Origin of the sequence: Marinimicrobium koreense (assembly GCF_003762925.1) — a bacterium.
GTDB classification, from domain to species: domain Bacteria; phylum Pseudomonadota; class Gammaproteobacteria; order Pseudomonadales; family Cellvibrionaceae; genus Marinimicrobium; species Marinimicrobium koreense.
Window position 1 is genome coordinate 43,937 of record NZ_RJUK01000001.1, and the last position, 19,372, is coordinate 63,308.

The 19,372-nt window shown below is 59.4% G+C and carries 17 protein-coding genes; 4 read left to right on the plus strand and 13 right to left on the minus strand.

From position 1 onward, the window contains the following. Positions 1-330 precede the first annotated feature (330 nt). Positions 331-2,346 carry a methionine--tRNA ligase gene (gene metG / locus EDC38_RS00185; RefSeq protein WP_123636813.1) on the minus strand — a complete coding sequence of 672 codons (2,016 nt, stop codon included), beginning with the start codon at positions 2,344-2,346 and terminating at the stop codon, positions 331-333. A gap of 645 nt (positions 2,347-2,991) precedes the next feature. Here metG and apbC point away from each other — a divergent pair. Then, positions 2,992-4,089 carry an iron-sulfur cluster carrier protein ApbC gene (gene apbC / locus EDC38_RS00190; protein WP_123636814.1) on the plus strand — a complete coding sequence of 366 codons (1,098 nt, stop codon included), beginning with the start codon at positions 2,992-2,994 and terminating at the stop codon, positions 4,087-4,089. 67 nt (positions 4,090-4,156) lie between these two features. On the opposite strand, the gene EDC38_RS00195 is transcribed toward apbC, so the two are convergent. Then, the gene (locus tag EDC38_RS00195; protein ID WP_123636815.1) at positions 4,157-6,109 is read right to left on the minus strand and encodes a family 16 glycosylhydrolase; all 1,953 of its coding nucleotides are present in this window, start codon (positions 6,107-6,109) and stop codon (positions 4,157-4,159) included. 302 nt (positions 6,110-6,411) lie between these two features. Here EDC38_RS00195 and dcd point away from each other — a divergent pair, with 302 nt between their 5' ends. Further along, positions 6,412-6,981 carry a dCTP deaminase gene (gene dcd / locus EDC38_RS00200; RefSeq protein WP_024459494.1) on the plus strand — a complete coding sequence of 190 codons (570 nt, stop codon included), beginning with the start codon at positions 6,412-6,414 and terminating at the stop codon, positions 6,979-6,981. Here the strand turns inward: dcd and EDC38_RS00205 are convergent. The 7 genes from EDC38_RS00205 to EDC38_RS00235 all read right to left on the minus strand — a co-directional run bounded on the left by EDC38_RS00205 (position 6,962) and on the right by EDC38_RS00235 (position 13,154). Then, positions 6,962-7,627, minus strand: a complete 666-nt coding sequence (locus EDC38_RS00205; protein WP_123636816.1) for an SCO family protein — start codon at positions 7,625-7,627, stop codon at positions 6,962-6,964. The two genes, dcd and EDC38_RS00205, sit on opposite strands and share 20 nt — an antisense overlap. 2 nt (positions 7,628-7,629) lie before the next feature. After that, positions 7,630-7,974, minus strand: a complete 345-nt coding sequence (locus EDC38_RS00210) for a cytochrome C oxidase subunit IV family protein (protein ID WP_123636817.1) — start codon at positions 7,972-7,974, stop codon at positions 7,630-7,632. An 8-nt stretch (positions 7,975-7,982) separates the two neighbouring features. Further along, positions 7,983-8,663 carry a heme-copper oxidase subunit III family protein gene (locus EDC38_RS00215; RefSeq protein WP_123636818.1) on the minus strand — a complete coding sequence of 227 codons (681 nt, stop codon included), beginning with the start codon at positions 8,661-8,663 and terminating at the stop codon, positions 7,983-7,985. Positions 8,664-8,667: 4 nt separating this feature from the next. Then, positions 8,668-9,354, minus strand: coding sequence for a cytochrome c oxidase subunit 3 (locus EDC38_RS00220; RefSeq protein ID WP_123636819.1), 687 nt, complete (start codon positions 9,352-9,354; stop codon positions 8,668-8,670). Next, positions 9,351-11,108: a cbb3-type cytochrome c oxidase subunit I gene (locus EDC38_RS00225; RefSeq protein ID WP_123636820.1), complete on the minus strand. Its 1,758-nt coding sequence runs from the start codon at positions 11,106-11,108 to the stop codon at positions 9,351-9,353. The genes EDC38_RS00220 and EDC38_RS00225 overlap by 4 nt, the downstream gene beginning before the upstream one ends. 25 nt (positions 11,109-11,133) lie before the next feature. After that, positions 11,134-12,486 (minus strand): c-type cytochrome, encoded by a 1,353-nt coding sequence (locus EDC38_RS00230; RefSeq protein WP_123636821.1) that lies wholly within the window; start codon positions 12,484-12,486, stop codon positions 11,134-11,136. Positions 12,487-12,599: 113 nt separating this feature from the next. Continuing rightward, positions 12,600-13,154 carry an NAD/FAD-utilizing enzyme gene (locus tag EDC38_RS00235; RefSeq protein WP_123636822.1) on the minus strand — a complete coding sequence of 185 codons (555 nt, stop codon included), beginning with the start codon at positions 13,152-13,154 and terminating at the stop codon, positions 12,600-12,602. A 548-nt stretch (positions 13,155-13,702) separates the two neighbouring features. Here EDC38_RS00235 and EDC38_RS00240 point away from each other — a divergent pair. Continuing rightward, positions 13,703-14,812 (plus strand): M15 family metallopeptidase, encoded by a 1,110-nt coding sequence (locus EDC38_RS00240; protein WP_170162820.1) that lies wholly within the window; start codon positions 13,703-13,705, stop codon positions 14,810-14,812. Positions 14,813-14,918: 106 nt separating this feature from the next. On the opposite strand, the gene EDC38_RS00245 is transcribed toward EDC38_RS00240, so the two are convergent. The 4 genes from EDC38_RS00245 to purM form a co-directional block, all read right to left on the minus strand. Further along, positions 14,919-15,404 (minus strand): FKBP-type peptidyl-prolyl cis-trans isomerase, encoded by a 486-nt coding sequence (locus tag EDC38_RS00245; protein WP_024459503.1) that lies wholly within the window; start codon positions 15,402-15,404, stop codon positions 14,919-14,921. Positions 15,405-15,505: 101 nt separating this feature from the next. After that, on the minus strand, positions 15,506-16,225 hold the full coding sequence (locus EDC38_RS00250; protein ID WP_024459504.1) for a DUF3108 domain-containing protein: 720 nt from the start codon (positions 16,223-16,225) through the stop codon (positions 15,506-15,508). 22 nt (positions 16,226-16,247) lie between these two features. Continuing rightward, a complete protein-coding gene (gene purN / locus EDC38_RS00255; protein ID WP_123636824.1) occupies positions 16,248-16,913 on the minus strand; it encodes a phosphoribosylglycinamide formyltransferase in 666 nt (221 codons plus the stop codon). After that, complete coding sequence (gene purM / locus EDC38_RS00260) at positions 16,910-17,977, minus strand: phosphoribosylformylglycinamidine cyclo-ligase (RefSeq protein WP_123636825.1); 1,068 nt, start codon at positions 17,975-17,977, stop codon at positions 16,910-16,912. Before purM ends, purN begins: the two co-directional genes overlap by 4 nt. 251 nt (positions 17,978-18,228) lie before the next feature. On the opposite strand from purM, the gene EDC38_RS00265 reads away from it, so the two are divergent. Continuing rightward, a complete protein-coding gene (locus tag EDC38_RS00265; RefSeq protein WP_170162821.1) occupies positions 18,229-19,338 on the plus strand; it encodes a DUF2066 domain-containing protein in 1,110 nt (369 codons plus the stop codon). Positions 19,339-19,372 lie beyond the last annotated feature (34 nt).

Genomic DNA, 19,372 nt, shown 5'->3' on the forward strand with positions numbered 1-19,372 from the left:
TGGGAAGTGCGCCCACTAAGGCGCACATTATCGTTAACCCGCGGGAGCGCTTCAATCTAAAAGCCCCGGCTGGTTAGGCTGTTTCAGCATATGCTTATGCCGCCTCATGGTTACGGCGGATGCGGCCTTTGGCCTTATCCGCCCTACGCGACCTGTGGCACTTAGGCGGGAGAGGGGTAGATCGTTTGGAGACTCTCGAAGGCATGGATGCCGACGCGAAGCCTACAGGGATGTATTCACGGCGGGTCTCCAAACGATCTACCCCTCTCCTGCCGGTCGTGATGATGCACCCAAGCTCTGTTACTTGGGGCGCATCCGCCGTAACCCCACTTACATCACCCGCTGACCGGGCTTGGCACCACTATGGGGCTCCAAAATATGAATATCTTTGCCCCCGGGCCCAGCCGCCAACACCATGCCTTCGCTCATGCCGAACTTCATCTTACGCGGCTTGAGGTTGGCGACCATGATGGTCAGCTTGCCCTGGATATCTTCCGGGGCATAAGCACTCTTGATGCCCGCAAACACATTGCGGGTTTCGCCCCCGAGGTCGAGTGTCAAGCGCAGCAGCTTATCGGCGCCCTCGACATGCTCGGCCTTGGCGATCAGGGCCACGCGCAGATCCACCTTGGCAAAGTCGCCAAATTCGATTTCCTCGGCAATCGGCTCGTCGGCCAGAGGGCCGGACGCTTTCTGGGCCGGGGCGGCTTCTTTGCTGGCTTCAATCATGGCGTCTACGTGCTCCTTCTCCACCCGGGTCAGTAGGGGCTTGAATTTCTCGATGCTCTCACCGCCACGGAAACGCAACGGCTGACTCCAGTCCAGTGTCTCGTTCAGGAAGGCCTCGGCCTTCTCCGCCAGTTGCGGCAGTACCGGCTTGAGCCAGGTGACGAGCGCGCGGAAGCAGTTCAGGCCCTGGGTGCAGATGGCCAGTACCTCGGCCTCGGTGCCTTCCTCTTTGGCCAGTTTCCAGGGCTCTTTGGCCGCGATGTACTCGTTGGCGGCATCGGCCAGGGCCATGATTTCGCGCATGGCCTTGCTGAATTCGCGGTTCTCGTAGTGCTCGGCGATGCTACTTTCGGCATCCACAAACCGCTGCCAAAGCTCGGGCTCGGCAATGTCGTTCGCCAGGGTGCCGCCGCTTTTCTGGACAAATTTGGCGGTACGGCTGGCGATGTTGACCACTTTGCCCACCAGGTCGCTGTTCACCCGCTGGATAAAGTCGTCCAGGTTCAGGTCCAGGTCGTCCACCGCACCGGTCAGCTTGGCGGCGAAGTAGTAGCGCAGGTATTCCGGGTTCAGATGGTCCAGATAGGTCTGACCATTGATGAAGGTCCCGCGCGACTTGGACATTTTTTTGCCATTGACGGTGACAAAACCGTGCACGCAGATTCTGGTCGGGGTGCGGAAACCGGCCGAGTGCAGCATCGCGGGCCAGAACAGGGCGTGGAAGTTGATGATGTCCTTGCCGATGAAGTGGTACACCTCGGCGTCGGAGTCTGGCTTCCAGTAGTCGTTCCAGTCCTTGCCCTGGGCGTCCAGCAGATTTTTCAGGCTGGCGATATAGCCGATGGGGGCGTCCAGCCAGACGTAGAAGTATTTGCCGGGTTGGCCGGGAATTTCAAAACCGAAGTAGGGGGCATCCCGGGAGATATCCCACTCGTGCAGGTCCGAATCCAGCCACTCGGACACTTTGTTGGCCACTTCGTCCTGCAGGTGGCCCGCGCGGGTCCACTGCTTCAGGAAGTCGGCAAACTCAGGCAGCTTGAAAAAGAAGTGCTCGGACTGCCTGGGCACCGGTGTGGCACCGGACAGGGCGGACACCGGGTCGATCAGGTCCATGGGCGAGTAAGTGGCGCCGCAGGCTTCGCAGTTATCGCCGTACTGGTCTGGAGTTTTACATTTCGGGCAGGTGCCTTTGATGTAGCGGTCGGCCAGGAACAGCTCTTTTTCCGGGTCAAACGCCTGGGTAATTTCGCGCCGGGCGATATGGCCATTGGCGTCCAGGCGGGTGTAGATAAGCTCGGCCAGCTCGCGGTTTTCCGCGGAGTGGGTGCTGTAGTAGTTGTCGTGCTGGATCAGAAACCCTTCGGACACGGCTTTATGGGCGGTGTGCATCCGCTCGATGTGCTGCTCGGGGCTCAGGCCCAGTTCTTCTGCCTTGAGGGTGATGGCGGTGCCGTGGGCGTCGTCGGCGCAGACGTAGAGGCAGTCGTGGCCACGCAGTTTCTGGAAGCGCACCCAGATGTCGGTCTGGATCTGTTCCATGAGGTGCCCGAGGTGTAGGTCGCCGTTGGCGTAGGGGAGGGCACTGGTCACGAGGATTTTGCGGGCGGCTTGGCTCATGGTCTCTGCGATCGTCTGATGGTGAAAAAAGGAGGCGCACTATAGCAAATTTTGCCCGTTTCTTCAGGGGGTTAGCCGGAAAAGTTGACCACAACACTTGGTTTTTCCCAATTCGATGCAATAATGTGGTCACTGAAACTCATTTATTGATGACTTGGGTGGTTGTCGTAAAGTCCGGCAGCAAAGGGGTATAGGGGTTGGAGACCCGCCGTGAATACATCCCTGTAGGCTTCGCGTCGGCATCCATGCCTCCGAGAGTCTCCAACCCCTATACCCCTTTGCTGCCTAAGTGCCATTTGAAACTCGGTTGGTATTCTGCTGGTACAACTATGCCTCCGTTTTAAACCATACGTTGGCGTAGGGCGGGTAAGCGCAAAGCGCGCACCCGCCGTAACCCAGCGTGAAGTTGCTGTTTCACCGCACTGCCAAATTGGCACTGAGGCCTCTGGAGGGGATTACCCATTGGAGACTCTCGGACGCCTACAGGGATTGTAGGTGTTAGAGCGACGCAGGAAGCCAAAGCCGAGGCAGGGAGCCGACGAGAAGCCTACAGGGATGTATTCACGGCGGGTCTCCAATGGGTTTCCTCCCACCTAGGCCGGACTGGCTAAAAGCCACCCAGCAACTCAATGGAATCCAGGATTTATGTCTGAAAAAGCTCAAACCAACATCGAAAACGCCGTAAAAACCGTCAAAGACCCCACAACTGGTCTGTCTTTGGGTGAATTGGGCGTGACCCCCGAACTTCACCTGGACGCCGGAGAAGCCGAAATCTCTCTTACCCTGGGCTACCCCGCCGAAGGTGTCGCAGAGGAATTGGCGGGCGCAGTCAATGAGGCTGTGTCTTCAATTGATGATGTCGACTCAGTCGCGGTCAATATCGACTGGGCCATTCCCGCCCGGGGCGGCGCCAATACCGGGGGTGAAATCCCCGGGGTGAAGAACATCATCGCCGTCGCCTCCGGTAAGGGTGGGGTGGGCAAATCCACCACCGCCGTCAATCTCGCCTTGGCTCTGGCCGCCGAAGGCGCCCGGGTGGGTATTCTCGATGCCGATATCTACGGCCCCAGTCAGCCCAAAATGCTCGGTGTAGGCCAGCGCCGGCCCGAGGTGGTGGAAGTTGACGGTAAACAGATGATGGTGCCCATCGAAGCCCACGGCATTCAGTCCATTTCCATGGGTTACCTGGTCACCGAGCAGACCCCTATGGTCTGGCGTGGGCCCATGGTCAGTGGGGCGCTGCAGCAACTGCTGACCCAGACCCGTTGGGACAATGTCGACTACCTGATTGTCGATATGCCGCCGGGCACCGGGGATATTCAACTGACGCTGTCTCAGAAAGTGCCGGTTACTGGTGCGGTGATTGTCACCACTCCTCAGGATATTGCCCTGCTGGATGCCCAGAAAGGCATTGAGATGTTCCGCAAGGTGAAGGTGCCGGTGTTGGGCGTGGTGGAGAACATGGCGGTCCATGTCTGCTCCAACTGTGGTCACGAAGAACACATTTTCGGTGCCGGGGGCGGTGAGCGCATTGCCCGGGATTACGACACGCGGCTCTTGGGGTCGCTGCCTCTGGATCTGTCCATTCGGGAAACCACTGACAGCGGTACACCCACGGTGGCCGATGACGCGGACTCGGCGATCAGTCAGCGCTACCGCGCTATTGCCCGGACGTTGGGGGCTACCTTATGGCAGCAGTCCGGTGTCTCGGGCGGGCCCGAGATAGCCGTTGTCGAAGATTAACGGGGTGAGAAAAACCTGTCCGGCGACCAAAGTCACCGGACAGGTAGGTGTGACCCTTTAACGGGGATTATTGACAGGTGCCGGTGCTGTTGGCGCTGTCGAAGGTCAGTGTTGTGTCGGTGATGTCGCTGACACAGAAGTTGACCGTGACACCGCCACTGGCGGTGGTGCTGGTAATAAAGCTGGCCACGCCATTGGCATCGGTAGTAGCGGACTGGGTCTCACTCCAGGTGCCGGAGAAATCACCGGTTACGGTGGCGCCGCTGACCGGGTTGCCCAGATCGTCCGCGATGGTCACGGTGGCGGTGCCAAACTTCTGACCGCGTCCGGCGCTTTCGGTGCCGGTGCTGACGCTGCTGACCACAACAGAGCTGGCCTGTTCGTCGCCACTGCCACCATCACCACCGGTGGAACCACCGGCGCCCAGGATCGCAATGTTGTCGATCACATAGGTGTCGGACGTAAAGGCATCCGGATCAATCAGGAAGATGACGGAGTCGACATCAGTGTTGGTCGTTTCGCCGTCGATTCGGTCGGCCAGGCGGAAACGCAGGGTCTGGGCGCCGTTGGAATGCTCAACGAAAGCTTCATACTTGCTGTGACGACCGGTGGGGTAATTGTCCGGAGTGGCGGTGGCCGTGTTTTCCAGCTGAACCAGGATCTGCTTGCCCACCAGGCTCGGATCGGTGTTGTTAATGTCCATCACGAAGGCTTTATCGCCGCTCAGGAAGGGTGCAACATCCGGCAGAGCGTTGGTGGTGGTAGCAATCACATCCCACTGGCTGGCGCCATCGCGGGTATAAGTCAGAACACCGCCGGTGGTATCAAACGTGCCGGTATAGCTGGTGTAGGTCAGTGCGCTGTTTCCGTCGAAGTCATCCAGTACGGTTTCAACCCCGTGGTCCGGTTCGATGAATACCGGAATGTTCAGCGTGTGAGTGCCGCAGCTGTTGGAGACCTCAACGGACAGGTCGCCCGAGGTTGCACCGGTGTAGTCCACCTGTGCGGTCGCCGTACCCTGGCCGGATAAGGTCGCCCCTGCCGGTACGCTCCAGGTATAGGTGCTGTCGGTGCCGATTTCGCCTGTCAGCTCGTAAGTGGCCTGCTCGTTCGGCGCCACAATGTGCGGTCCGTCGATGGCCGGCTGGCCCTGGTCATAGACGCGAACGTAGTCCACCTCCATGGTGACCGGGAAGATGCTGTCATCGGGCGTGCCGCCCCAGGTGCCGCCGACAGCGAGGTTCAGCAGGAAGTGATACTGGTAGTTTTCAAAGGTCCACCAGCTGCTGTCTTCCAGGTCAGAGGAGGAGATGGTCGAGTAGAGGATGTCATCGACGTACCAGCGCATTTCAAAGGGGGTCCATTCCACCGCGTAGGTATGGAAGTCGTCGGACCACTTCGCCGGTTGGCTCAGGATATGGGCGCCGGTAAAGGAGTTGTCGGGCCAGGGTTCGCCGTAATGAATGGTGCCGTGGGCGAGCATGGACGCTTGGCCGGTAGACTCGAGAATATCGATTTCACCGCTCATCGGCCAGCCCACGTCCGGGTCGGTGGGCAGCATCCAGAACGCTGGCCACAGGCCCTGACCTTCCGGCAGCTTGAGGCGCGCCTCAAAACGGCCATTGGTCCACTGGCCGCTGGCCGGCATATTCGCTGTACGAATGCGTCCAGAGGTATAGTTCAGAGCCTTGACCCGTTCCTTGCGGGCGGTGATCTTGAGAGTGCCGTTGGAGACGTCAAGGTTGTTGGCGCTGTAGGACTGCAGCTCATTGTTGCCCCAGCCGCAGATACCGTACTGGCAGCCGTCACCTTCCTGGATATCCCAGGCGCTGGTGTCTAACTGGGAGCCGTCGAACTCGTCACTCCAGACCAGGTTCTGGCACTGCTGGGCCTGGGCGGTGCCGGCCGAAAAGGCCAGAATGCCCGCCAATGCAGCGGATAGCCCCAGGGAGCGTTTGACCGATGGCGTGTTGTCGCGACGTTGGGCGTCGGAGACAGGTGTCTTATGGTTATATCTCATGCCGTTTTACCTTTGTTATATATGAAAATGGTATCGCGGTTGTTGTGCGGCCCTGCTCAAAAAACCGCAGTGTCAACTTACGCCCCGGCCGGTAGTGGGTCGTCCCACTTTGGCGTGTGAATCAAAGAGGGACATGGCCCGGCGTAAAGTGGGACACCGCATATTCCCGCCAGGGCTGTGTTTTCGGGCATTGGGTGTTGCGTCGGCCGAACGGGGCCTTGCAAAGGTGGGATTTGGGCGTGAAAACCGCTATGATGCGCTCCCTTCATTTTCAACTGAATCGCCCTCTGTGGGAGAACCCGATGAGTATCAAGTCTGACAAATGGATGCGCCGCATGGCGGAGCAGGAAGGCATGATTGAGCCCTTTGAGCCGGGGCAGGTGCGCTATGACGCAAACGGCGAGCGGATGATTTCCTACGGCACCTCCAGCTATGGCTACGATGTGCGCTGTGCCGACGAGTTCAAGATCTTTACCAATGTCTACTCATCGGTAGTCGACCCCAAGAACTTTGACGATAACAGCTTTGTCGACGTCAAGAGTGATGTGTGTATCATTCCGCCGAATTCCTTTGCCCTGGCCCGGACCGTGGAGTACTTCCGGATTCCGCGCAACATTCTGACGGTGTGTCTGGGCAAATCGACCTACGCCCGCTGCGGCATAATAGTCAACGTGACTCCACTCGAGCCCGAGTGGGAGGGCCATGTGACCCTCGAGTTCTCCAACACCACGCCCCTGCCGGCGAAAATCTATGCGAACGAAGGCGTCGCCCAGATGCTGTTCTTCGAGTCCGATGAGGTGTGCGAGACGTCTTATCGGGACCGGGGTGGGAAATACCAGGGCCAGCGCGGCGTCACTCTGCCCAAGACCTGATCGCGTCGGCCTGGGTTGCGTAATAGTCCCGCACAGCGCGGTAATCTTTCAGTAGCTGACTCACGCTGAACTGATAATTACCGCGCTCGTTGCGCTGGGGTTTGAATACCGCCTGCAGTTGCGCCCTCGGGTTGAGTAAAAACAACATCAGCCCGTGCTCCACACCCTCCGGCCCCACTCGAGCCATTATCCCCAACCCCTGCTCAAAATTCTTATGCTGTCGGCGGCTCTGCTCGGCGCGGGTCAGACCAATGAACTGTGGATGAAAGTAGGGCACATACTGCGCGAGCACCTCGGGCCGGTCCCGGTCCCCATCCACGCTGTAAAACAATACTCTCAGGTCCTGATAGTCTTCCGTCTGCTCCAATAACGCCATCATGTCCGCTACCTGGACCAGCGTGGTGGGGCATATATCCGGGCAGTGGGTATAGCCGTATGAGATCAGGTGCCACTGCCCCTTGAGGTCCGAGCGGTCGAAGGGCGAACCATGATGGTCCAGCAAAGTGAACGCGTCGAGTTTTCGGGCGGGCTGTAGGTACGCGCCCTGCAAGGTTGGCGGCGGGGCATAATGGGTCAGGATGTGATAACCCGTGGCGCCGGACAGAATCAACAGCAGGCCTGTGGCGACCAGGATCCAGCGGCGCATGGTCAGGGGCTCCCACCGCTCCACCGGAAACTGAGAAACGTCAGGCGGCTCCAGTCGATGTAGTTCGCTTCGATGGCCATCAGGGCAATGAAAACCAGGATGGCAAACAGTGGCACGATGACGATGAACTTGAGCGCGAAGCGTTCCCAGGCAAAGTGCATGAATATTGACACGATCAGGCCGGCCTTGAGCATCATGAACAACAGAATCAGGGACCAGCGCAACGTCCCTTGCAATTGAAAATAGTCCACCAGGTAGGAGAACAGGCTCAGGACAAAGAGCAGTAGCCATACCTTGAGGTAAAGGCCGATCGGGTGCTGTTGGCCGACGGTTTCCACATGACTCATAACTCACCTCACCATAGATAGAAGAAGGCGAAAATAAACACCCAGACCAGGTCGACAAAGTGCCAGTAAAGGCCTGCGATCTCGACGATTTCGTAGCCTTTTTTTTCGTAGTCCCCGCGGCGGACCTTGAATGCCACAATCGCCAGGTAGATGACGCCGCCGGTAACGTGCAGGCCATGAAAGCCGGTGATCATGAAAAACACCGCGCCGAACTGCTCGGCGCCAAACGGGTTGCCCCAGGGGCGAATGCCCTCTTCGACAATCAGCTTGGTCCACTCAAACGCCTGAAGCCCGACAAAGCTTGCCCCGAGAAGCGCGGTCAGCAACATGAATATAAAAGTCTTCTGCCGCTCGCGTCGATACGCCCAGTTCACCGCCATGGCCATGGTGCCGCTGCTGGTAATCAGAATGAACGTCATGATGGCGATGAGTAACAGCGGAAGGTGGGCGCCAAACAATTCCATGGCGAAGATTTCGCTGGCCGGGGGCCAGGGCTCCGAGGCTGACATGCGCACCGACATATAGCCGATCAGAAACAGGCTGAAAATGAAGGTGTCACCGACGAGAAACACCCACATCATCAGTTTGCCCCAGGGCATATCGAAGGCCTGCTTGTCGGCCGACCAGTCGACGACCAGACTGTCCCAGCCAGAGGGGTTGAGAGGAGTGTCGGGTTTATCGGTGCTCATGGAACTAGGCCTCCAGTCCGCACAGGATGGCCAGGGCTCGATAGGTATCCGCCGAACGGGTCAGAAGCCAGAACAGCAACACCCAGACCGCGAGCAGATAGTGCCAATAGAGCGCGCACAGGCGCAGACTGTCGATGATGGTCCGGGCCGCTTCGGCTCGCCACATATGTCGCAGCGGCCGATACAGGACACCCAGCCCGATCAACAGATGAATACCGTGAACGCCGGTGAACAGGAAGAAATAACTGCTCGCCGGGTTGCTGCGTACCCCATACCCCATGTCGCTGAGGATCTGCCATAACCACACCTGGGCAATCAGGAATTGCAGTGCGAGAAAGCCGGCGCCGAGTAAGGCCGCCAGACTCAGGCCGGGCTGACTGGCCCTGGCCGCGTTCAGGGAAACCTGCATCAGCACACTGCTGAACACCAGCAGCCCCGTATTCACCCAGAGCCGCGTCGTGTTGCTCAGCGGGCGCCAGGCGTCCCCGGCCAGGGCTTCAAAACCGGGGTATTGGGAGTGGGTCAGAAAAGTCACGGCAAACAGGGAAAACAGTACCGTGGCGATCGCCAGAAACAACGTCAACGCGATCCGGCGACTCTGAAACTCCCGCTGCGGTGAATCAAACGGAGCGTTGGCTGGCACGGATTCTTCGAGCCAGGATTTTTCCGTCAGTGCGTGCCAGAGTTTCATGACGACGCCTCCTGTGTTGGATGTTTGCGAACCTGATCCGGGGGCAGGTTCTGGGGAAGGTAATCGTCCTCGCAGTCCGGAACGCTGTAGGCATAGGCCCAGCGGTAGACCTTCGGGCTCTCCGGCCCCCAGTTACCATGCCGGGGTGGCATATCGGGGGTCTGCCACTCCAGTGTGGTGGCGTGCCAGGGATTGCGCTCGGACGGCGCGCCCCGTTTCAGACTCCAGAACAGGTTGATGATGAAGATTAGCTGGGCCAGGCCGACGATCAGCGCCGAAACGGTAATGCCCGCGTTGAGGGTCTGGGCGGAGTCCGGCACAAACCCCGTCTCCCCCATGGCGTAATAGCGGCGGGGCACGCCGAGAAACCCCAGGTAGTGCATGGGAAGATAAATGGCGTAGGTGCCGAGAAAGGTCACCCAGAAGTGCAGTTTGCCCAGCCCCTGATGCAGAATGCGCCCGGTGATCAGGGGGTACCAGTGATAGATAGCGGCGAACAGAACCATGATGGGGGAAACCCCCATGACCATATGAAAGTGCGCCACCACAAAGTACGTATCGGACAGCGGCAGGTCCACCACCACATTGCCGAGGAACAGGCCGCTCAGACCGCCGTGAGTGAAGGTAAAAATAAAACCAATGGCAAACAACATGGGCACCGTCAGATGGATGTTGCCCCGCCACAGTGTCAGCACCCAGTTGTAGACCTTGATCGCGGTGGGTACGGCGATGATCAGGGTGGTGGTGGCAAAGAAAAACCCGAACGTCGGGTTCATGCCGCTGACGTACATATGATGCGCCCAGACGACGAAGCTGAGCAGCCCGATAATGACAATGGCCCACACCATCATTCGGTAACCGAAAATGTTTTTTCGCGCGTGAGTGGCAAGAATGTCGGACACGATACCGAAGGCCGGCAGGGCGACGATGTACACTTCCGGGTGACCGAAAAACCAGAACAGATGCTGGAACAGCAGCGGGCTGCCGTCGGAGTAGTCCAGAGACTCCCCGAGGGATACCAGGGCGGGCATGAAAAAGCTGGTGCCTACGGTCTTGTCCAGCAACATCATGATGGCGCTGACCAGCAGGGCGGGGAAGGCCAGCAGCCCCATGATGGTGGCAATGAAAATGCCCCACAGGGTCAGCGGCATGCGCATCAGCGTCATGCCGGCGGCGCGCGCCTGCAGAATGGTGGTGACGTAGTTGAGCCCGCCCATGGTGAAGGCCACGATGAAAATGGCCAGCGAGGCGAGCATGCAGATGATGCCCCACTCATACCCTGGCGTGCCTTTGAGAATGGTCTGCGGCGGGTAGAGTGTCCAACCCGCCCCGGTGGGACCCTCCGGCACAAAAAAGCTTGCCATCAGCACAATAACTGCCAGCAGGTAGGTCCAGTAGCTGAGCATATTGAGGTAAGGAAAGACCATATCCCGGGCGCCGATCATCAGCGGGATCAGATAATTGCCAAAGCCGCCCAATAAAATCGCTGTCAGCAGATAGATCACCATGATCATCCCGTGCATGGTGACAAACTGCAGGTAGGAATTCGGGTTGATGAAGTCAAAGGTGTCCGGGAAACCCAGTTGCAAACGCATCAGGGCCGATAGCGCCAGAGCCACCAGACCGACAAACACGGCGGTCAATGCGTACTGAATGGCAATGACCTTATGATCCTGACTCCAGATGTACTTGCTGATAAATCCGGTGGGCTCGTGGGTGGCCACCGGTTGATCGGCCAGAGCGGTGTATTTCATACCCGATCCTCAGACAGTGCTCGGTTCACAATTGATTGATGTAGGCCAACAGGTCATCAATGGCCTGCTCGTCGTGCAGGGTTCTGGCCATCAATGTCATCTGGGTGCCGTAGTAGTCGCCCTTGTGGCTGCCTCGTACTCCCTGCTTGAAGTGCTCGAGTTGGCGGCGTAAGTACCAGTCGTGTTGACCGGCCAGTGCTGGCGCATTGGTGGCGTAGTTTCCCTCGCCCCGATCGCCGTGACAGCTGCTGCAGTTGCGATACAGGCGCTCGCCCCGCTGTGCATCGCCAGTCACGCTGGTGTCGGGAGTTTCGCTGGTCAGGGAATCGATATGCGCGGCTACATCCCTCATTGCCTGTCGATCCGGCAGTGTGGCCATCATGCCGGCCATCTGCTGACCGAAACGGTCCGCTTCGTGACTGCCGCGCACGCCGGTTTTGTAAAAGTGCAATTGCCGTTCGAGGTACCAGGGGTCGAGGTGGCTGAGCCGTGGCGCGTTCATGTTCGCGTTGCCGCCGCCCTCCGGACCGTGACAGCTGGCACACACGCCATACAGTTGGGCGCCCCGCTGCGGATCGGCGCGATCGTCGTCCTGAGTGTCAGCAAAGGTCGGCTGGCTGGCCAGCCAGCGGTCAAAGTCCTCCCGCGGCTCGATGACCACCTGACCGCGCATGGTGTGGTGGGCCATGCCACACAGCTCCATGCACAGAATGTCGAAGCGCCCGTCCCGCGAGGGCTCGAACCACAGATAACTCACCATACCCGGCACCATGTCCATTTTGACGCGGAATTGGGGGACACCGAAGTTGTGGAGCACATCTCGGGAGCGCAGCAGGGCCTTGACCGGCTGATTGACCGGCAGGTGCAGTTCGTTGTTGAACACCAGCCGATCGTCCTGGCCGGCGGGATCGCCCGGATCCAGACCGAAAGGGTTCTGCTCACTCATGAAGTGCGGATGGGTGCGGCCCAACTGGCCGTCCTCACCGGGGAAGCGGAACGTCCAATGCCACTGTTGGCCGAGCACCTCAAAATGCGCGGCGTCCTCGGGAGGGTCCACAAATTTGGCCCAGACAAACAGCCCCGGCGCCAGCATGGCTGCCACCCCGACGCTGGTTATGACGGTCAGCCACAGCTCCAGTGGCTTGTTCTCGGGTTCGTAGTGCGCTTTGCGGTCCTTGCGGAATCGATGGCGGAATATGGCATAGGCCATGAACAGGTTGACCGCAATAAACACAAAACCGGTCACCCAGAAGGTGATTTCAATGGTGCTGTCGATATTGCCCCAGTTGGACGCCAGGGCGGTAAACCACCAGGGGCTGACGAAATGAAACAGCAGGGTGCCTGCAACCAGCAACACCAGAACGATTACCAGAACCATGGCGGTGCTCCGCTGCCTTTGTTATCGGTTGGGGCGGCAGACCGGCCGGGGGCCGGGGGTCGCCCGACGGTGGCGACCCCTTCGTGGATCGCCGAAGGAAGAGAGTCGGCCTGTCAGGGTGCCCAGCGGACAAACTTGTGCCACTGTTTCTGGGCACCGACCAACCAGCCCGGTACCGACTCGCCCAGACCCATATCCTCGACATTGGGGTGATCGGCGATGATTTTCATCAGCCGCTTTTCCTGCCCCGGGTCCACATCCACAATCAGCAGGTGCCGCCCGGAGTTGATGGCGCGCTCAAATTTCAGGTACTGGTGGTTTGGTCTCTGAATGCCGATCAGACCGCCCTCCCAGGTACAGAAGCCCAGCAGGATGATCGACAGGAAGATCACCGGAATCCACAGGTAACCTTCGCTCAGCCCGACAATGTAGGCGACGACCAGGGGAATGGCCGCGGCAACCAGGCCAACCAGGAAACCGATTTTGCCCGAGTGAATCACGTCCTTGCGCAGCAGTGATTCCACCTGATGGAGGTGGTGGGACTCCAGACCAGCGTCGTTATTGCTCAGGATATGGATCTGTGGGCGGGCAATGCCCCGAGCTTCCAGGTCGCTCTCCAGGCGCTCAAGGTCATCCAGGTCGTCACTCAAGTAAAAATGGCGTCTCATGCGTGTCACCTCTGGTTTGGGTGTGGATGCACTGGCTCCGGGGCTGACAGCTTGACGGCCTCAGATGAAGTATAGCAGCGGCGTTGGGGGCTATTTCAGCGCCGTGGGGGCCAACTGGGGGGCTTGAATGATTGGGTATAAGGGGTTAGTGAGCTTACATCGTAAGCGTATAAAAGCCCCCGATTTTTGCGGTTTTTATGATGTGGCTTTGTTAGCCGGCCGGTGGTTATGAAAAGATCATCTAGCCGGGCCCTTCTCGGGGCAAAGCTAAAGTTTTCAGGGCCCTGGCCGCCAAATCCTGTGTTAAGAACGTTCTTTATAGATATCGGTGATAACCAGCCGAATTGATATAAGCGACCGCTGAAAAATGGCTGGGAATACGCTATAGTTGGGCCATGAGTGTGACGTAGGCGGTTGTTTTTAGCGCTGATTCGTGATCCCGGCGATCCGCCGATGCGTCGAGCTCAACAAGAATGAACTATCGGTACCCGCCAACCGCGTTTGGCGGCGCGTCAATTAAAGAATGCAGCAAGTTCGAGAGAGGAACGGTGAAACGCAGAGATCTACTGGTTGGCTTTGTATCCGGGGTTGGCTTTACCGCCGGCAACGCGTACCTCTGGCAAATGGCGGAGAATAGCAGCCAGGCTCGTGAGACGTTGGCGGAAGACGGCTACGACCTGGACGGAGATCCCTTTGCCATTCCTGACGGCGAAGAGGGGATTGGTGCGCCGGTGTCCCCTCCAGCCTCCCGGGTTCGTGCGACGGTGGCCGATGCGGTTGACCTGCCGTCGCTGGATGCTCTGACCGAAGAGCGCTCGATCCAGAGCAGTTCTCTGGTGGAGGCAGTCGAGCAGAACCTGGCCCAGGCGGACCGCGAGAGCTGTTGCAGTGGTCACAGTCACTCAGCCGACCATTCGGGTCAGGTCGCGGAAGGTGAGGCGCACGCCCGCGTGCTGGAAAAGGTCCGGAACTTCAATGGCGATTTCATTGACGATATCTTCCTGACCGAAACCGAAAAGCCGGTACTGCACTCGCTGTTTGTGCGCCTGAAGCGGGCCGAGCGCCTGGTGGGGCACGGCAACTACAACCTGCTGAGCTTCGATGAGCTGTTCAAGTACGGCAAACGGTTTTCGGAAGTGGGGGCCTTCACCCCGGCCGAATTCCAGATGATCGAGAAGCTGTTCTTCACTGAGGCCAAAAAATACGGGTTCTATGGCGAAAAGGTCACCACCGAGCTGACCGCCAAGATTCCACCGCGTGAAACCATCAAAATTCCCTACTCGGGCCATTATCTGCTGCGGGGCGACTCGGCGGCTTATTACGACAAGCTGCGCCGGGACATTGGGGACAGTGTCATCCTGACCTCCGGGGTTCGTGGCAACGTCAAGCAGATGCACCTGTTTGTGGCCAAGTGCCTTGAGTCCAATTACAACCTGTCCAAGGCTTCGCGCTCACTGGCGCCACCGGGCCACAGCTACCACGGGATCGGTGACTTCGATGTGGGCCGCGTGGGCTGGGGGTACTCCAACTTTACCGACAAATTTGCCGAAACCGACGAGTTCAAGCGGATGCAGGACCTGGGCTACGTGCAGATCCGCTACACCAAGGACAACCACTACGGGGTGCGTTTCGAGCCCTGGCATATCAAGGTGGTGTGACGGCGCCATTTACGCCGTTGCAGACAGCAAAAAGCCCCTGAACGCCTGGCGTCAGGGGCTTTTTCGTGGGGTGCGCGGTGCACCCCCGGCAGCAAGCGCTGGGCGCTTAGTGCTCGTGACCTTCCGGGCCGTGCACGTGTCCGTGGGAGATCTCTTCTTCGGTGGCGTCACGTACGTCGGTGACTTCCACGTCAAAGTTCAGGTCCACGCCGGCCAGCGGGTGGTTGGCATCGATAGTGACGGTGTCACCTTCAACGGCCGCCACGCGGACGATCTGGGTGCCCTGCTCGGTCTGGGCCTGAAATTCCATGCCCACTTCCACCTTCTCAACACCGGTAAACATGTTGGCCGGCAGCTCCTGGATCAGGTTGTCGCTGCGCTCGCCGTATGCTTCGGCGGCCGGTACCTGGGCGGTCAGCTTGTCACCCACGCTCTTGCCTTCCAGCTGCTTCTCCAGGCCGGGGATGATGTTGCCAGCGCCGTGCAGGTAAACCAGCGGACCACGCTCGTCATTGGACTGGTCCAGCTGCTTGCCTTCGCTGTCGGTCAGGGTGTAGTGAAAGCTGACGACGCTGTTGTTGGAAATGCTCATAAATTAACCTATTGGTTGCGGGTGAATGAAAACGCGTTAAACGTTGATGGGGACGGTGGCGGCAGAATACAACCGCCGGACGCCCAAAAATGTTCGAAGATTCAGAAGGATTCGATGTTTTTGCCGTTAACTCGGGCTTTATCGATGTCGATCGTGTGTGAATCACCGTCTTCCTGCTGCTCCAGACGCACCAGCAAATAGTCCCATTTGGGCGCCAGCCAGGCGTAGGTGACCCGGTCGTCATCGTCGCGGCTGCGCATGACTTTGACGGTATCCACCTCACCCATGGGGGTATCCAGTCGCTCTTCGGCGACAATTTCAAACCGGTATTCCTTCATCTGGCCGCCATCGGCAATGGCGTACTTCAGGTTGTTTCGGCCCTCGATCAGGTCTTTCTGGAGCTGAATCTGGTAGCTCAGCTTGTCCTGGACCCGCTTGCGGATATCCATGGCCCAGCTTTTACCCTGGACATCATTGATCACCCGCTCCTTGTCCCAGTTGAAGGTCAGCTCGGCATCCCGGTCGCGGCCCAGGCCGCGGCGCTTGTAAAAGTATTTGCGGGGCTGAACCACGCCGTCTACCCAGTCAAACTGGGAGATTTCCTCAATATTGCCGATCCAGGAGTCCGCCTCGAAGCGCAGCTGCTGGCCGCCATCTTCGAGGTCCGTCAGCTTGTGGGTAACGGTGACCTTGATGCCGAAAATACGGGTGGAGTACTCGTTTTCAAAGCTTTTGGGCATTTCCGCACTGACGCTCGTGGCGAGCAGGGCGGTCAAGCCGACGGTGGCTAGGGTGCGCAGCAATACGTGCTTGAGGGGCATAAAAGGCTCCTGTACGTCCTGTTTAAGACTGGGTTGTGTCCATTAGATACCCATTTGGCCCTAAAGGTTCGTTATTCAATAACGCCCGGCCGGATTCCATGCGCAATCGCCCCTCGGCAAACCACTTCACCGCCAGGGGGTAAATGACGTGTTCCTGGCTCTGAACCCGCGCCGCGAGTGACTCGGCGTCATCGCCCGGGAGCACCGGCACGCGCGCCTGGACGGCGGGTGGGCCGCCATCGAGCTCGGCGGTCACAAAGTGCACCGTGACCCCGTGCTCGCTCTCACCGGCATCCAGCGCTCGTTGGTGGGTGTGCAGGCCCTGGTACTTGGGCAGCAGTGAGGGGTGGATGTTGAGCATCCGACCTTCATAGTGGCGGGTAAAGGTGGGCGTCAAAATACGCATGAAGCCGGCCAGAACCACCAGTTCCGGTCGGTAGTGGTCAATGCATTCCTGTAACGCGGTGTCAAAGGCTTCGCGGGAGTCGTACCGGGTATGATCAAGTACTTCGGCGGGAATGCCCGCGTGTTCGGCCCTCAGCAGCCCGCGCACGGCGGGCCGGTTGCTGATGACCGCGACAATATCGATCGGTAGTTGGCCGCGCTGCTGGCCGTCAATCAGGGCTTGCAGGTTTGAGCCGCTGCCGCTGATCAGCACCACGACCCGGGTTGGTTGGGCTGAACTCAAGCGTCGCTCCCCTCTAATGAGGTCAACTCAACGCGGGCTTCGCCCTCCTGCGCCTCGGCGATCTGTCCGACCACAAAGGCTTCTTCGCCCGCAGCCTTGAGCAGGGCCAGGGCGTCGGCTTCCTGGGCCTTCGGCAGGGCAATCACCATGCCCACGCCGCAGTTGAAGGTGCGGTACATTTCCCGGGGCGCCACGCCGCCGGCCTGCTGCAGCCAGCGGAAAACGGCGGGCAGCTGCCAGCTCTGGGTGTCGATCACCGCCTTGCTGTTGGCGGGCAGTACCCGGGGAATGTTCTCCAGCAGGCCGCCACCCGTAATGTGGGAGAGGGCGTGGACATCCAGCTCGCGGATCAGTTTGAGCAGCGATTTGACATAAATGCGGGTGGGCGCCATCAGGGCTTCGCTGAGCGGCTGACCTTCGCAGTCCTGAGTCAGGTCGGCGTCGCTCACTTCAATGATTTTGCGAATCAGGGAGTAGCCGTTGGAGTGCGGTCCGCTGGAGGCGAGACCAATCAGGGTGTCACCGGCGGCCACTTTTGAGCCATCAATGATTTCCGATTTCTCCACCACGCCGACGCAAAAGCCCGCCAGGTCGTAGTCGTCGCCTTCGTACATGCCCGGCATTTCCGCCGTCTCGCCCCCGACCAGAGCGCAGCCGGCCTGTTCACAGCCGGCACCAATGCCGGTGACCACATCCGCCGCCACATCCACGTTCAGCTTGCCCGTGGCATAGTAATCCAGGAAAAACAGCGGTTCCGCCCCGGCCACCACCAGATCGTTCACACACATGGCGACCAGATCGATGCCAATGGTGTCGTGGCGCTGGAGGTTCATGGCCAGGCGCAGCTTGGTGCCCACCCCGTCGGTTCCAGACACCAACACCGGCTCGCGGTAGCCTTTAGGCAGTTCGCACAGGGCGCCAAAACCACCCAACCCACCCATGACTTCGGGGCGGCTGGTGCGTTTGGCCACACCTTTAATACGGTCTACCAGGGCTTCACCCGCGTCGATATCGACGCCGGCATCTTTGTAACTCAGTGACGGTTGCGTGTGTTTTTCAGTCATGAATGGGCTGTGCTCTTGATGTGCTGTCGGGACGACGGCAGCGTGCTGCCGCGCTGGACGGGAAGTTTCCGAATCGATGGGCGCGTATTCTATCAGTTTATGGTCGAAATGCGAGCGAGTGCCGGTTTCCGAACCCACGGGAACCTTTCGCCATTTTGACAGCCTGCTACAATGCGGGCTTTTACCCGCCAACCCGAGCGACAGCTGTAACCCGACAACAAGCAGACAGAGGCGAAATCTTGAGGCGATTATTGGCAGTTTGGCAGATAGGACTCCGGGCACTGGTCATCGGCCTGACGCTCGGCGGGTTTGCAGTTCCGACCCAGGCGGAGCAGGTTGTGGACCTGTACAGCGCGGATGTGTTGGTGGCCTCCCAGTCCGCCGCCGAACGCCGCCGCGGGGCGCGGGACGGGCTGGAGCAACTGATGGTGAGGGTCTCCGGTGACCCCGGGGCCAGTGATCATCCCGCCGTGCGGGAGGCGCTGTCCCGTGCCGAGGACTTCATCTATGAGTTCAACTACGTTTCTACCGATGAGACTCTGGAAGTCGACGGCGAGGAGCGTCCGGCCAGCCGCCTGATGATGAAATTCTCGGCGCCGGAAGTGGAGCGGCTGTTGCGTTCGGCGAGCCTGTCCCTCTGGCCCGCCAACCGGCCGGCCGTGCTGGTCTGGATGGTGCGTCGCGACAGCGATGGCTTACAGCGGGTGTCCGACTCAGAAGAACGCGACTGGCTCAGGGCGCGCGCCGAAACTCGAGGCTTGCCGCTGGTCATGCCCCTGGATGACCTGGAAGACCGTCTGGCGGTTTCCGCTCGTGAACTCTGGTCGCTGGATGAGGAAACCATTCGCAAAGCATCGCAGCGTTACGACGCAGAGGCGATTCTGGTGGGCCGCTACAGCGAAACCTCCGCCGGACAGTGGCGCTCCGACTGGCAGTTGTATCACGACCTGGGCAACCCTACCTTCTACCTGCGAAATGACTCGGTGAACGGGCTGCTGGCGGAGGCGATTGACGAAACCGCCAATCACTTTGCCGGACTCTATGCCATTGTGCCCCGGGAAGAGGGGCCGGATGCAGTGTTGATGGAAGTCGGCGGCATCGACGGTTTTGGCGATTACAAGTCGGTCGAGCGCTACCTGGAAGACCTGGCGCTGGTGCGCCGGGCCGAGCTGGTATCGCTTCGCCCGGGTGTGTTAACCCTGCGGTTGGTGACCGAGGGTGAACAGGCGCGACTGCTGGGAACGCTGGAACGCGACGGCCGGCTGGTGCCATCCGCCGACAGTAACCGGGTCAGCCTGACCGGTAGCCGCTTCATGCCCGCGGGGACACAGGCCAACCCATTGGTCTACACCTGGCAATAACCGCCGTTCCGGCAACCACAAAAGAGAATCAATC